At 43.3% G+C, this 15,023-nt stretch carries 12 protein-coding genes and 1 other RNA gene; 3 read left to right on the top strand and 10 right to left on the bottom strand.

The annotated features are described in order from the left end of the window. Positions 1–58: 58 nt before the first annotated feature. The 5 genes from G590_RS0112055 to G590_RS0112040 form a co-directional block, all read right to left on the bottom strand. The gene (locus G590_RS0112055) at positions 59–274 is read right to left on the bottom strand and encodes a hypothetical protein (protein WP_022765924.1); all 216 of its coding nucleotides are present in this window, start codon (positions 272–274) and stop codon (positions 59–61) included. Positions 275–330: 56 nt separating this feature from the next. Continuing rightward, complete coding sequence (locus tag G590_RS0112050; RefSeq protein WP_022765923.1) at positions 331–1,470, bottom strand: AI-2E family transporter; 1,140 nt, start codon at positions 1,468–1,470, stop codon at positions 331–333. Between the two features lie 11 nt (positions 1,471–1,481). Next, a complete protein-coding gene (locus tag G590_RS0112045; protein ID WP_022765922.1) occupies positions 1,482–2,399 on the bottom strand; it encodes a YihY/virulence factor BrkB family protein in 918 nt (305 codons plus the stop codon). A gap of 68 nt (positions 2,400–2,467) precedes the next feature. Then, positions 2,468–2,676: non-coding RNA, 6S RNA (gene ssrS / locus G590_RS21110), on the bottom strand. Between the two features lie 82 nt (positions 2,677–2,758). Next, positions 2,759–4,582, bottom strand: a complete 1,824-nt coding sequence (locus G590_RS0112040; RefSeq protein WP_022765921.1) for an aminopeptidase P family protein — start codon at positions 4,580–4,582, stop codon at positions 2,759–2,761. A 102-nt stretch (positions 4,583–4,684) separates the two neighbouring features. Between G590_RS0112040 and deoC the strand changes: the two genes are divergently transcribed. Further along, the gene (gene deoC, locus G590_RS0112035) at positions 4,685–5,344 is read left to right on the top strand and encodes a deoxyribose-phosphate aldolase (protein WP_022765920.1); all 660 of its coding nucleotides are present in this window, start codon (positions 4,685–4,687) and stop codon (positions 5,342–5,344) included. A gap of 64 nt (positions 5,345–5,408) precedes the next feature. Here deoC and G590_RS0112030 read toward each other — a convergent pair whose 3' ends face one another. Together G590_RS0112030 and thrC are read right to left on the bottom strand one after the other, a co-directional pair. Further along, the gene (locus G590_RS0112030) at positions 5,409–6,782 is read right to left on the bottom strand and encodes a citrate/2-methylcitrate synthase (RefSeq protein ID WP_022765919.1); all 1,374 of its coding nucleotides are present in this window, start codon (positions 6,780–6,782) and stop codon (positions 5,409–5,411) included. Positions 6,783–6,805: 23 nt separating this feature from the next. Beyond that, positions 6,806–8,299, bottom strand: a complete 1,494-nt coding sequence (thrC, locus tag G590_RS0112025; RefSeq protein WP_022765918.1) for a threonine synthase — start codon at positions 8,297–8,299, stop codon at positions 6,806–6,808. 105 nt (positions 8,300–8,404) lie between these two features. On the opposite strand from thrC, the gene G590_RS0112020 reads away from it, so the two are divergent. Further along, complete coding sequence (locus G590_RS0112020; protein ID WP_022765917.1) at positions 8,405–9,202, top strand: hypothetical protein; 798 nt, start codon at positions 8,405–8,407, stop codon at positions 9,200–9,202. Positions 9,203–9,228: 26 nt separating this feature from the next. Continuing rightward, positions 9,229–10,113, top strand: coding sequence for a YitT family protein (locus G590_RS0112015; protein ID WP_022765916.1), 885 nt, complete (start codon positions 9,229–9,231; stop codon positions 10,111–10,113). 4 nt (positions 10,114–10,117) lie between these two features. Here G590_RS0112015 and G590_RS0112010 read toward each other — a convergent pair whose 3' ends face one another. From G590_RS0112010 to G590_RS0112000, 3 genes are read right to left on the bottom strand one after another with little or no spacing between them, the layout of a single operon-like run. Then, the gene (locus tag G590_RS0112010) at positions 10,118–11,593 is read right to left on the bottom strand and encodes an AMP-binding protein (protein WP_022765915.1); all 1,476 of its coding nucleotides are present in this window, start codon (positions 11,591–11,593) and stop codon (positions 10,118–10,120) included. After that, positions 11,590–12,672, bottom strand: a complete 1,083-nt coding sequence (locus G590_RS0112005; protein WP_022765914.1) for a hypothetical protein — start codon at positions 12,670–12,672, stop codon at positions 11,590–11,592. Before G590_RS0112005 ends, G590_RS0112010 begins: the two co-directional genes overlap by 4 nt. Beyond that, positions 12,672–15,023: a PEP/pyruvate-binding domain-containing protein gene (locus tag G590_RS0112000; protein WP_022765913.1), complete on the bottom strand. Its 2,352-nt coding sequence runs from the start codon at positions 15,021–15,023 to the stop codon at positions 12,672–12,674. Before G590_RS0112000 ends, G590_RS0112005 begins: the two co-directional genes overlap by 1 nt.

The raw sequence follows: 15,023 nt of genomic DNA, 5'->3' as shown, positions 1-15,023 counted from the left end.
TCCATAATAAGCAAAAAGGAGCTTCTGTTAAGAAGCTCCCAGTTTATCAGGTGTTATATTAAAAATCCTCTTCCTCAATGGCAATTCTCTTGCCCTGGGACTTGCCGATACTGTATGCGATTGAAGCAATTACTATCACTGATACTGATGCAACAACGCAGCCGATGAGAAGCTTTTTCTTGTCTTCCTCAAGTCCGTCCCAGAAATCCAACACACGATCTATCTTGTCCTTGGCAAATTCAATGGCACCATCGATCAAACCCATAAAATCCATATCAAATACCCCCTTTATTAAAATCCAATATGTTGTAATCCCATAGAATTTCTCTACTAATTATTGTACCTCTTTGCGCGTCTCTCCTCAAGTTTTTTTATCACAAAATCTTTCCATGCGAAGTCAATAATAGCAGCAAAAGGAATGGCTAAAAGAATGCCTCCGACTCCAAACAGTCTTCCGCCCAGGACAATGGCTATCAGGATCATAAGAGCAGATACTCCGAGACTACCGCCAAAGAGCTTGGGCTTAATGACATATCCGTCCAATGTCTGAAGGATTATGGTAAAGACAAGGAACCAAAGAGCATACCAGGGCTCTACCAGAACAAGTACAAATGCTCCTATCAGTGCTCCGACGATAGGTCCAAAGGTCGGTGCCAGATTGGTGATGCCGACGATCACTGAAATAAGAGCTGCATAAGGCATTCTCATAATGATCATAAACAGGAAATTCACAATTCCGACAATGAGACCGTCTATAACATCAACGCTGATATATCTTATAAGGATATCATTACATCTCTCCAAAAACTCCGTTGCCTTTGTAAAGGATTCAGGCTTAATGACAAGAGCCATAAACCTTCCGACTCCTCCGGTGATCCTGCGCTTATCCAAAAGGAAATAAACTGCAAGGATAAATGCAATTACCAGATCAAAAACACCTCTTCCAACATTGGCTGTACCACCGGCAATTGAGCCCATGTTCTCTGAGAAGTAAGTACTTATCTTCTCGAGTATGCTGTCGCCGAAATTAGCAAGAGAAGCGATATCAAGACCAAAGAAACCTTTTGACCCTGATTCAAATCCTCTAAGAAGCTTCTGAAGTGTGCTCACATAAGTATCCATATTGGAAACCAGCGTTGCAATACTGTCCACAAGCTGCGGTATAAGAGCAACAAACAAAAGGACCACGCACAGGATAAGTACTATCAAAGCGCATATTGATGACAGTGACCATCTTGTCTTTTCGCCCTTTAATTTATGAAATACCTTTCTGTCAAAGAAATTGGCAAGCGGATTGATAACATATGCTATTATAATTGCCGAAATAACAGGTCTTAAGAACGAAAAGAATGATCCCAGTGCCGCAAACATATCTCCCAAATGAGCAAGCAGCATATAAAGTACTACTGCACTACAGGTAGCAACCGTATAAGCAAACCATTTTTTCTTAACCCACTTTCCAAACCTCATTTTTTCTCCTTTTAGCCAAACTCGTTGTATTTTCTGGGTTTACGGATCTGTCTTGTACTCTTTTTCTTGGCCTTCTCCCTGACCTTCTTCTGGTGGTGATCATCATAGAGCACCTTAACCGCCGGATGGAAGAATCTGTTTATAAAGGCTCCGATAAGAAAGATTGAAATACAGAAGTACAGCCATATCATCATGATCAGCGGAGTTGCAATACTTCCGTAAACCGAGAAGTATCCGGATATATTTACGTAAATAGAGAACAACCAGGAAAAAAGATACCATACCACTGCGGAAAACAGTGCTCCCGGAAGCTGATAAACAAAGGTCATCTTGGCACTGGGCACAAAGGTGTATATCAGTGCAAAAGCAAAAGTCGACACGGCAATCACCACCAGGAACTTAAGGTAGGATGATAACGAAATAATAAACATTATGCTCGGGAAGTGACTTATTGCAATATTTCTGACAACCCTCTCAAATACCATTATAAGCAGCATTACCAGCAAAATTCCAATCATAGCCAGTGTATAAAGTGCTGCGATGAATCTAAGGTGAAAATAGTTCCTGCGCTCTTCTACATCATAGATACAGTTAAGCCCCCTTATGATTGATAACATTCCAAGGGCCCCGGACCATATTGTTGCAAGAGCAGATATACTAAAAACCGCCACGGATTGCTCATAGGCTTCATCAATAAGCTTAAGTGCTATATCATCTGCAAAATCAGGGGTTATATCCGTAAGTGCCTTGGCAAGATCAGCCTCTGTTACAGCTGTATATGGCAATGTTGAAGAAATCAGAATAAGCAGGGGAACGATCGATATAAGAAAGAAATACGCGCAGCTTCCTGCGAAGGCGGCGATATTCTTTTTCTGCATTTTGTACGCAAAATCTCTTCCCAGAGATATCAGCGCAGCCTTTACATCCATACACGTTCCCTCATAATACAATCCACATTGAAAAAGCAGCCACCGAAATGACTGCTTTTATAGTCTAAAGCATTCCCAAAATGCCGTTTCCTGTTATTTGACTCCTAGCTAACGCCAGGTGGGTTACCGCAACCTGAATTCCTGCCTTCCTCTCCCATAGCTGGTCTGCGTATACGCAGGGCCGAAGGCGTGGCAATCAAACAGGTAATGTAGGAGTCCCGTTTAAAGTAACTGTAGGTTCAAATTACACAGGAGTTGTCGGACATCCCAGGAGAGCTTATAGCTTTGCTCTAACTTTATTATACGCTTGAAGCGCTTATTTTCAAGGCTTTTGGCGTTTTTTTACACTCTTTTTACAATTAAATTTCTCTTGTAGCCTGCCTTAACCAGTTAAGGATTTTTGCATCTTTTATGAACGGGCTGACCCTTCTGTAGACCTCTGCATGGTAGTCATTGAGAGCCTTTACATCCCTTGGTTCCATATACTTTTTATCGATGGCTTCAAGATCAATAGGCGCATAGGTAAGGTGTGCAAAATGAAGGAACTGTCCGTACTCATTTTCTTCTCCCTTAACCACCTCAAGGATATTCTCAATTCTGATTCCATACTCGCCTTCAATATATACTCCGGGTTCATCGGACACTATCATTCCCGGAAGGAGAGGTGCTTCATTCTGTCCCGGTGTAAATCTCCATCTGATGTTCTGAGGGCCTTCATGTACGTTGAGAATATATCCGATTCCGTGGCCTGTGCCGTGCTTGTAATCAATTCCCATATCCCAGAGGCACTGGCGCGCAAGGATATCAACGTTCTTGCCGGAGCACCCTTCGAGGAAGTTTGCATTAGCAAGCCTGAGCATTCCCACTACTGTTGCAGTGTAAGTGCGCTTGATCTCATCGCTTATCTCTCCCACAACAATGGTTCTTGTTACATCGGTTGTTCCGCCCATGTAAGTTCCGCCCGAATCAACAAGCAGCATTCCTTCAGGCTTAACTACAGCATAGTTATCCTCAGTTGCCTCATAGTGAGCCATGGCAGCGTTTGCATTATAGGCACTGATAGTCGGGAAAGAGAGTTCAATAAATCCGGGAAGCTCTGCTCTCATGGAGTCAAGCTTCATCGCTGCCGAATACTCTGTAATCTCAGTTTTGCCGACATTTGACTTAACCCAGTAGATAAACTCAGTAAGCTTGGCACTGTCTCGAACATAAACCTCTCTGATGTTCTTTATCTCGGTGTCATTCTTGCAGGCTTTCAAAAGCTCAGTGGGATCCTTCTCATTTCTTAGTGAAACTCCCGCTTCCTTTGCTTTCTTTTCCAGAGTTTTAAAGGTCAGGAAATTGGTATTTCTCTTATCAACCAGTACATTACCGGTCATAGATACCTTATCAACCTCTGCTATAAGGCTGTGATAGTCTCTGACAATAATACCTTCCTTGTCACAGTAAGCCTTTACGCTGTCTGTGATCTCTTTTTCCTGAACAAACAAAGTAAACTCATCCTTGGTTATGATCGCATAGGAAAGAGCCACAGGATTACACTCTACATCGTTGCCTCGAAGATTTGTGAGCCACATAATATCGTCAAGCTTACTAAGAAGATAAAACTCACATCCAATCTCAGCCATCTTCTCCCTGACAACCGAGAGTTTTTCCTTAAAACTCATTCCGCAGAGCTCGTCCGAAAGGACATACATATCATGGCACGGAAGAGCAGGTCTTTCTGTCCAGACTTCCTCAGCAAGATCCTTGTCAAACTTAAGTGTTACTTTCTTCTCAGCCAGTTTCTTCTCAAGATTCTCTCCGATACTGGTTGATACAACACGGCCGTCAAAACCAAGAACCTGTCCCTCTTTCATATTCTTGCACAGGTACTGGGTAATTGTGGGTACACCCGGCTCAAGCATACGGAAAAGAATGACTCCCGTGCCCTTCATCTGGTTCTCAGCCTGAATGAAGTATCTTCCGTCTGTCCACATACCTGCTTCATCAGCGCTTACAACCAGTGTTCCGTTTGATCCGTCAAATCCGCAAAAATATTCTCTCACCTTAAAGAAATCCGCACTGTATTCTGAATTGTGGAAATCAGAAGTTGGCATCATATAGTAATCTATTCCTTCTTCTGCCATCTTCTTGCGAAGTCGCAAAAGTCTGTCTTTTATTACTGAATTCTCAGTTGACATTGTTGTTTCCTCCTAACATGTTTCTTTTTGACACAGTATAGTTTATAATATTTGTGCTACAAAATGCAATTTTCATTTAATTAACAAGGAGATAATTCTAACATGGACGAAAAAGATATTCTCAAACTTATCGATCACACACAGCTTCAGCCCAATGCAACATGGGAAGACATTGTTTCACTTTGCGACGAGGCAGTAAAATACGGAACAGCAACAGTTTGTATTCCTGCCACATATCTCAAGAGAGTACATGACAAGTACGGAGACAACTTAAAGCTCTGCACAGTTATCGGATTCCCTCTTGGATACAACAGCGCAAACTCCAAGGTTACAGAAGCCAAGGACGCTATCGCTGACGGTGCTTCCGAGATCGATACAGTTGTTAACATCAGCGATGTTAAGAATCACAGATATGACGAAGTTAAAAAGGAACTTGAGATGATCAGAAAGGCCTGCGGAGACAAACTTCTTAAGGTTATCATCGAGACCTGCTACCTCACAGAGGATGAGAAGGTAGAGCTCTGCAAGATCGTTACAGACGTTAAGGCTGATTACATCAAGACATCTACAGGATTCGGAACAGCAGGTGCTACTCTTGAGGATATCGAGCTCTTCAAGAAGAACATCGGTCCTGACGTTAAGATCAAGGCAGCCGGTGGAATCCGCACAATCGAGGACGCTCTTGCATATGCCGAGGCAGGTTGCAGCCGTATCGGTTCATCCAAGGTTGCTCCTCTTATCGCAGCCAAATACGGACTTTGATCCCATAAGAAACGCATCAAAAAGCCCCTGATCGCATTGATCCGGGGCTTTTTAATATCTTGTGTTATTTTCTGTCATCCATTTCGACGTATTCTTTTCTGGGTTCGATTGCCATATAAGCCGGACGAATGATCTTGCCGTTATTGGCAAGCTCTTCCATTCTGTGAGCACTCCAGCCAACAATTCTAGCAATGGCAAAGATTGTCGGATAGAGCTCCTCAGGAAGATCAAGCATTCTGTAAACAAAGCCTGAATAGAAATCGACATTGGCAGAGACACCCTTGTACATAGTGCGCTCACCTGCAATGAGTTCAGGGGCAAGCCTCTCTACCATCTCATAAAGAGCAAGTTCGTCTTCCATTCCCTTCTCTGCAGCAAGCTTCTGTACAAAGCTCTTTAAGATAACTGCTCTCGGGTCAGACTTTGAGTAAATAGCATGTCCGATACCGTAAATAAGTCCTGCCTTATCAAAAGCCTGCTTGTTCAGGATCTTATCAAGGTATGCCTTGACCTCTTCCTCATCCTTCCAGTTCTTGACATTGGCCTCAATGTCATCAAACATATGAACAACCTTGATATTGGCTCCGCCGTGCCTCGGTCCCTTTAAGGATCCGATTGCAGCTGCGATAACCGAATATGTATCGGTCATACTCGAGCTCACAACATGAGTTGTGAAGGATGAATTGTTACCACCACCGTGCTCCATGTGAAGCACAAGACAAATATCAAGGAGCTTGGCCTCCAGCTCGGTATACTGGCTGTCGGGACGAAGCAGATAAAGAATAGTCTCTGCCGTTGAAAGTTCCTCCTTGGGCGGATGGATAATGAGGGAATTGCCCTCATGGTAATGATTGTATGCATGATACCCGTAAATAGCCAAAAGCGGGAACATGCTTATCAGCTGCAGTGACTGTCTCAGTACGTTAGGTAGTGAAACGTCATCTGCAAGGTCGTCATAGGAATAAAGAGTAAGTACACTTCTGGCCAGTGTATTCATCATGTCACGGCTGGGAGCCTTCATGATAACGTCCCTTACAAAGCTTGGTGGAAGTGACTTATAGATTCCAAGGAGCTTCTCAAACTCAAAAAGCTCTTTTCCCGTAGGAAGCTTGTCAAACAGAAGAAGGTATGCGCATTCTTCAAAAGCGAACCTGTTCTCTTTGACAGCCGATTCTACCAGCTTGTGTACATCATAACCTCTGAAATATATCTCACCGTCGGCAGGAACCTCTTTGCCGTCTACAACCTTCTTGGCAATGATCTCTGATATTCTGGTGAGTCCGGTAAGTACGCCCTTACCGTTAAGGTCTCTCAAACCTCTTTTTACATCGTATTTAACAAATAGCTCGTTCTCAATGAGATCCGCCTCCCTTGAAAGCTCGGAAAGCTCAACAATCTCGGGTGTGTTTTCTGAGTAATATCCCTTGCCTAAATCCATACGCACCTCCGTTATTTATTAAATCAGATTCCGAGAAAGGCCTTAACTGCTCCCTCCATTTCTGTCTTATCGACAACAGTCTTATGTCTGATCTCGGCATTTCTGATAGATGATACTGCTGCCGGAATCTCGACTCCCGAAATCTCTGAAAGCTTATCAGCAAGTTCAAAGTCGTCCTTGCTCTCATCGTTTTTGCCAAGAGCATTCATAACGCTTCTTGTGAACTTGTATGGGCTTGCTGTTGATGCAATTACCGTAACGGTATTGTCGCCTGTTTCCTTTTTATATTTATTATACACCGAAGCAGCTACAGCTGTGTGTGTATCAATAAGATATCCTGATTTTTCAAAAAGATCTTTAATTGTATTAAAGGTCTCCTCTTCTGTTGCAAATCCGCCGTAGAAGTCTGAGAGTTTCTCTCTCATGGCATCTGTGATCTCATACCTGCCTTCCTTGGTCAGCTTCTCCATGTAAGCTGCATCAGCCTCAGAATCATCACCTGCAATATGGTAGATGAGTCTCTCAAGGTTTGATGAGATGAGAATATCCATTGAAGGTGAGCTTGTAAGTACGAAGTCACGGTTCCTGTCATACTCACCTGTCTGGAAGAAGTCGAACAGAACCTTGTTTGAGTTTGATGCACATATAAGCTTACCGATCGGTACACCCATCTTGCCTGCATAATAAGCAGCAAGGATGTTTCCGAAATTACCTGTGGGAACAACCACATTTATAATGTCGTCATCTGCAATTCTGCCTTCCTTGAGGAGTCTTGAATATGCATACACGTAGTAAACAATCTGAGGAACCAGCCTTCCGATGTTGATGGAATTGGCTGATGAGAACTGGAATCCCTTGGAATCCATAACACTTCTGAGCTCTGCGTCTGTGAATATCTTCTTGACGCCGTTCTGAGCATCGTCGAAGTTGCCTTCGATACCGATTACACAAGTATTGTCACCCTTCTGAGTAACCATCTGCTGTTCCTGGATAGGGCTTACACCGTGCTTAGGGTAAAAGACAATGATCCTGGTGCCGGGAACATCCGCAAAGCCTGCAAGAGCAGCCTTACCTGTATCTCCGCTTGTTGCTGTCAGGATAACGATCTCGTTCTTAACCGCATTCTTCTTGGCTGCTGTTGTCATAAGGTAAGGCAGAATTGAAAGTGCCATATCCTTAAATGCAATGGTTGAGCCGTGATAGAGCTCTAAGAAATATGCACCGCCCGCCTCTGACAAAGGAGCGATCTCCTCGGTATCAAACTTGGAATCATAAGCGTGAGAAATGCAGTATTTGAGCTCTTCTTCAGTATAATCCGTAAGAAGCAGTTTCATAACTTCATATGCTGTTTCCTGATATGAAAGGGATGCGATTTCCCTGAGTGACTTCTCAAGATGTGGGATGAAATTGGGAACATAAAGTCCACCGTCCGGCGCAAGACCGCGCAGGATAGCTTCAGATGCCTTTATACTCCACTTATCACCTCTGGTGCTAGAATACAAAACTTCCTTGGGCATTGGTTCTCCTCCATTTTGACACGTAGATATAACTTCATATAAAATGAATGTATAAAAACAAATTTCACTAAAGTATACCATAATACTGCATCATTTGGGGGAAAAATGAGCAAAAAAAATTATATTGGTGTATATTCAACTTTCTTAAAAGACGGAACCCCTTCCTACAGGGCTTCTATAACTTATTTTGGCAAACATATTTCCCTGGGAAGTTTTTCTAAAATAACAAAAGCTTCCAAAGCATACAAGGAAGCTGCTGCCGTTCTTGAAAACGAAGCCATAGATATCCCCTCCTACAAAAAGGATATGGCTCTTAGTTTCGAAAAATTCGTATCCCTTATAAATTACCGGGATAAGGGAATGTATATATCAAATCCCATTTACCTTGAAAAAAAATATTTCCTATATTACTTATCTCCCACGCAGATCCTTAAGTTCGATATAGATGACCTCTTCTATTACTCATCCCACAAGATAATGCAAAGAGGAACACATCTGTTTGTGGCAGACTACGGAAGCCAGATCTCAATCCGTGAACGCTACGGAATAAAGAGCTATGCGGTTGAAGGCAGAGACTATCGCTTTGCCAATGAAGACCCGTCAGACTTCAGATACGAAAACATCATCATTCTCAACAGATACCGCGGTGTAAGGCAGTTTGCGGAAAAGGGTTTTGTAAAGTACAAGGCCGTAATACATATCAGAAGCAACTATGTTGTCGGTAAGTACAACACAGAGGCAGAGGCAGCCATAGCCTATAACAAAGCAGCCGATATTCTCATCAAAAACGGCATAAAAAAGAACTTCCAGCTAAACTACGTTGAGAACTTATCCGCCTCTCAGTATGCGGATATTTACATGAACACAAAGATATCTCCAAAGATATATGAAATAAGGCGCTAAAGACGTAAAAGTTGTATACTTAAACTATGAAAAAAACAGATACCAATAAACTTAAGATGATGCTCAGAAAAGATGCTGTAAGGCTGGTTGTAGTCCTTTTAGCTGCTTTTCTTATGGCCATGAATATCAATTCCTTTGTAAACGCCGGAGGACTATATCCCGGCGGAGCGACGGGAATTGCTATTATCATCCAGCGTATTGCTCTCAAATACTGGGGAGCATCTATTCCTTATACCCCCGTAACCGTCCTGTTAAATGCCATTCCTGTTTACATTGGTTTTAAGTATATCGGAAAAAGATTCACTCTGTTCTCACTGGTCATGGTAGTTGCAAACGGTTTCTTCGTCGACTTTCTCCCGGATTACGCAGTGACCCAGGATCCACTCCTTGTGGCTGTATTCGGCGGACTTCTGAACGCCGTCGCAATAACCATGTGCCTTGAAGTTGATGCCACCAGTGGCGGAACAGATTTTATTTCCATATTCCTGTCCCAGAAAAAGGGTGTCGACGCCTTTCCCTACATTCTTGCCGGAAACGTAGTCATTCTTAGTATCGCAGGTATTTTGTTCGGTCTTGATAAAGCTCTTTACTCAATGATATTCCAGTATGTTACAACCACAGCTCTGCACACGCTGTACAGAACATATCAGCAAAGGACTCTTTTTATCATCACCGATATGCCCGACAGAGTCTGTTCTATGATTTACTCCGTCTGCGGGCACGGAGCAACACTGATTGACGGCGAAGGCTCTTTTGCCCACAAGAACAAAAAGATTGTGTACTCCATCGTCAGTGCTGCCGACACAAGAAAAATTATCCCCAAGATCCGTGAAATTGATCCGAATGCTTTCATCAATTCCATAAGGACCGAGGAGATTACGGGTAATTTCTATATGAGGCCAAGAGACTGAGTGCTCACTTAAGCAGTCTGTCAGCACTGTAGAGATTAAAGTTTCCTACTCTCTCGTATTTTGAGGCGCTTTGATTGTCTTTATCGATCAGAGCGCTTATTTTGTCAAAAGAGTCAGCTGCCTGATCTCCGGTTATATAAATATCGCAGGTAAGAATGTTGTCTCTGATATATACCTTGACGCTCTTAATCGAATCATCAAGACTCTTAACCCTCTCAGCCACTGCAGTTGCTGAAATCTTCTCACCGTTGGCAAAGGTCAGCCTTGCATCTTTCCTTCCCTTAAGATAGACATGTTTATCCCTGATGCATCCTATATCTCCTGTAAGAAAGAATCCATCGTCCGTAAAAACTGCTGCCGTTGCGGTTTCATCACCGTAGTAGCCTGCAAATACATTATCACCCTTTACTGCAATTTCACCAAAGCCATCAGCATCAGGGGCAACAACTTTGACTGCTATATCCTCAAAAACAGTTCCCGCGCTGTCGCGAACAGGATCCCCCGGATAATCGATTGATAGCGAAGATGAAGTCTCCGACAGAGCGTATGCATTAAGGACTTCAAGCCCGCACCCCTCGTAGGCTCCCCTGAGTTCATCAGAAAGCGCAGCACCTCCGCAGAACAGATATTTCATCCGTCCCCCGAACAATGCAGATACGGGAACACCTGCCTTTTTGGCGCCCTCTTCCATTCTTATGAGAACGATAGGCACTGCACAGAATATTGTAGGCCGTATCTTCATCATCTCTTCTGCCATTTTGTGAATGGCACCTGCGAGGTATACCTGAAATCCAAAGACCAGTGAATACAGGAAGTTGAATATTCCTCCGTAGGTATGATTAAGCGGAAGGAACAGATAGCAGATATCGTCCTTCCCTACAGATACCCGTCTGCCAAGGGATCTCCAGCCCGAAAAGATATTGGTGAAGTTCAGCAATACAGCCTTGGGAAAAGAAGTTGTTCCGCTGGTAAAGACTATCCTTACCGCGCTATTATCATCTGCTGCCTCAAGTGAAAACATGCCATCAAGCTTATCCCTGCCTGCCCTGAGGATATTGTCCCACTCATCCTCAATGCAAATGAAGCGCACATCTGAGAAATCAGGTTTTAAAGCATCCACTGTTTCAGAGAGAACTCTGCTGTAGAAAAGGCAGCGGATATCGCACTTTTTAAGTCCGTATCGCACATCGTTTTCATTCCACTCCTTCGGGAAACCCGCACTGATGCCTACATAGTTCATCACTGCTGCATCGATGGTCATCCACTCTATGGAATTGGGCGAGTAGATTCCTATATTGCTGCCTTTAAAGCCTTCATCCACAAGGTATTCTGCGACATAATTGACATCTTCTATGAACTCGCCGAAGGTCTTATCCGTAACTGCTCCAACCTCATGATGAAGGTAGGGTCTGTCTTTCCATTTCTCGTAATCTCTTTTCAAGAATTCATCGAGCCTGTTAGCTCCTGCGCCGTAACTCATATCTCTTTCTCCAAAAGTACATATTCATAGACATCAGTAACATCATCAAAGGCATATTTCTGCGTTATCTTGCCGTCCCTTGCAAGAGCACCGATACTGGGGAGTCCGCTCTTCATCAGCTCTTTCATAACGGAATAAACTATTGCTTTCCCAAGTCCCTGATGCTCGGGCTCAACTCCCATATACAGCATCACATAGCGCTTTGGATTCTTTTTCAGCTTAAGGATCCTGATGAGATTCAAAGGATTTATGTGGTATACGATATTTGAGTAATCGGGAACGCTCACATAAAAGCCCACTGCCCTGTCCTTGTAGTAGGCAATCTTGGTCATGGACATATTCATTATCTGCTTGTAGGATGAAAAGACCTTTTTGAAGTCATGCTCTGATACATTCTTAAAGATCGGAAAGTCGCTGTAGAGCTCGGTCACCATACGGTATACATCCCCAAGGCACTTATCGAAATTCTCGGGCTCGGGACTCTCAATCCTGTAACCAAGCCCGGTAAAAGAGCTAAACCTCTCTTCATACTTATCATTTACATAGCTCTCGTCTATGGAGCGATACAGATTTGATGTGTAGTGCTGGGATACCTTAAATCCCGCATCCAGAAAAAGGTCATAGTAATAGTCCTTGTTGTATGGTTCTCCGGTATAAGGGGCGACATCAAAGCGATTTATCTTTAATCTGTATCCCACCCAGAATGATGCATTAACAGGTCCCTCAATTCTTGAAAAGCCTTTATCTCTGCAGTACTGCTCTGCCTTTCCAAAAAGGAAACGCGATGCTTCTTTGTTGTTTTCGCATTCAAAAAAGCCAAGATATGCGGTAGTATCTGCTTCATAGGATGTAATGGCAAATCGTCCCACAGGTCTTTTGCCGTCATATACAATAAACGGTTCCAGCTTAAAATACGGGTTTAAGGGATGCATTCCTTCCAACAGGCTCTTCATAGTGGATGGATCTTCCATGTTGTCCCTACTGCTGTAGAGCCTTTTGGGCAGAGAACAAAAATCACGAATAAAGGTTCTTTTGGCTATTTGATTGTCACTCATTCTAAGGAGTCTGAAACTTTTCATCAGCTTTTCCTCTCTATCCTTATGACACCTGTATTTCCGTCCATTGATATGATATCTCCCGACTCAACGTTTTCCAAAAGTCCCTTAACACCCACAACCGAAGGGATTCCCAGCTCTCTTGATATGATCGAGGTATGGGATAATAAGGAACCCTTCTCGGATATCAGACCTTTGGCGGTTGTCAGCATAAACACCCAGCCGGGATCGGTCATTCTTGTGACAAGTATCTTACCTTCCACAGAGGCTTTGTCGCGAGGTCCGTTAATAACAAGAGCTTCGCCTCTTGCTATACCTCCCGAGCACGGAACTCCCGTAAGTTCATTCCTGCTTTCTTTTTTTACATAATGATTTACTGATCTGTGATTCTTATCAAACTCGCTGTTTTCAAATATAAGTCTTGAGTACGCAGGAAGATTATCATACATCCTGTACAGCTCTTTTCTTTTTGCGATTTCATCAGTCATCCGGACAGGATGCTCAGCCATGTCAAACACCTCATCAAGAGTCAGCATAAAAATATCCCGCTGCGCATCAATGAGGCCCTGTCTTTCATAGCTGCTGCCGAGTGAAAGCATGATCTGTCTCACAATTCCGTAAGCTCTGCACCTGTTAAGCCTTGATTTCTCTCTGGCTGCAATTCCCATAGCTGCGCGCTTTGACAAAAACCTTGTGATACCGCCTTCTCTCCCGAGCGGGGCAGGCTTATGCATATAGCCTGATAGTTTATCCTTATTTTCACTATTTCTGATGGTCTCTATCTGCTCGTCAAAAAGCTGAGGATCGGTTCTGAAGGTTCTGCTCTCAAGCTTAAGCTCCTCAAGATTTCTGTCTCCGTACTTTGAGATATAATCTCTTTTCACCTCTTCATATTGAAGATTGGTGTACCTGTCCTTATTAAGAGCTATATCTATAAGAGTGCTGACCGGCTTCATGCTCTCTATGTCGGATATACCTGATATGTACTCATTTACAGTCTTTTCATCTCCACCCTTTTTTCTGATGCGTGCCTTGAGAAGTCCTGTAAATATAAAAGCATACATATCGTTGAGCAGGGTTACATCCCATATATCGAAAAGCTTTTTCCTGATATCATTAAATATCTCAATAAGTTCTTTTGGTGAAAGCTCGTCACTAAACTTCTCATAAAATTCAGCATTCACCTTAGAGAACTCGTCATCAAGTTCCTTCATTCCCTTAGGGACTCTGATCAGTTCATAAAGTGAATTTAAATATGTACCTATCCTGACCGGAAGACTTAAATTCACATCTTCCTTGTCATAGGTCTTGTTACCCACACCGAGCATTTCCTGCCATACCGGGATTATCCTGCTGCTAAAAGGCAGGAACTTGAGCATGGTGTACCAGTTGCTTATCTTGTAGTAGATACGCCCATTGGCGCTCCCTACCATGTTTTCAAATATGTCGCTGTGCTTTAAGAGCTCTTTGTCATTCTTAAGAACACGCCTGCTCACGCCTCTGAAAACTCCGCCATAAACAAGCTTTACAAAAGAAATCGTAAGAGGCAGGGACAGTCCCGGATAACTCTCAACGATATTGCTGTTATCAAGAATTAGCGGTGTCTCTCCCTTAAGGGTTGTGATGTTTCTTACCTGAAGCACAAATATCTCATCGCCTTTTATGGCGAACTCTATATCTATAAATTCGCCTGTGACAGCTTTTATCCTGTCGGTAAGCTCAAGCAGCGCCGAAATTTCTTTTGCCGTAAGAAAATCCGTATCGCCTTCGCAGTAATACTCATCATCCGTTCTGTTGCAGTAATAAGATGATGTGTCCGTAAGATCGCCGACCACGCCATCGCCTGTGCCTTCGCCGACTGTGATAACCGCTTCGTTGAGGATTCCCTGAGGATTCGAGGAAAAGATGACACCGGAAAGCCGCGGCAATATCATCTCCTGAACAATGACGTCCATTCCGATATCGGAAAGGGCTGCTTCACTGTTTCGGGCATAGTCGATAAGTCCGGGATTTGCCAGTGAGCGGATGACTTCAGAAACCTTATTTCCAAGGTCTTTGGTCCCGACATTTAAAAAGGTTTCGAACTGTCCGGCAAAGCTCAGCTCCTCACCGTCTTCCACATTACAGGAGCTTCGCACGGAAAACATCGATATGTCTTTTTCGAAGTCCAGAAACTTTTGTATATCAAAGTCTTCCCGCCATGAAGCATCTATTGTTTTCCTATATTCCTCAGCGTTTATATCTTTGTTTTTACCAAGAAGGCTTTTATATTTCTCTCTGTCGACCACAGCCGAAAAGGGAATCTTCCTAAACTCAGGAACGTTAAAGCCGGCTTCCTTTAAAAGCTGAAGATTGCCTATTTTGTTTCCTGACAT

The organism is Butyrivibrio sp. XPD2006 (assembly GCF_000420865.1).
Classification (GTDB): Bacteria; Bacillota; Clostridia; order Lachnospirales; family Lachnospiraceae; genus Butyrivibrio.
Note: the sequence above shows the minus strand (reverse complement) of the source record. Positions and strands in the feature narration are given on the sequence as shown.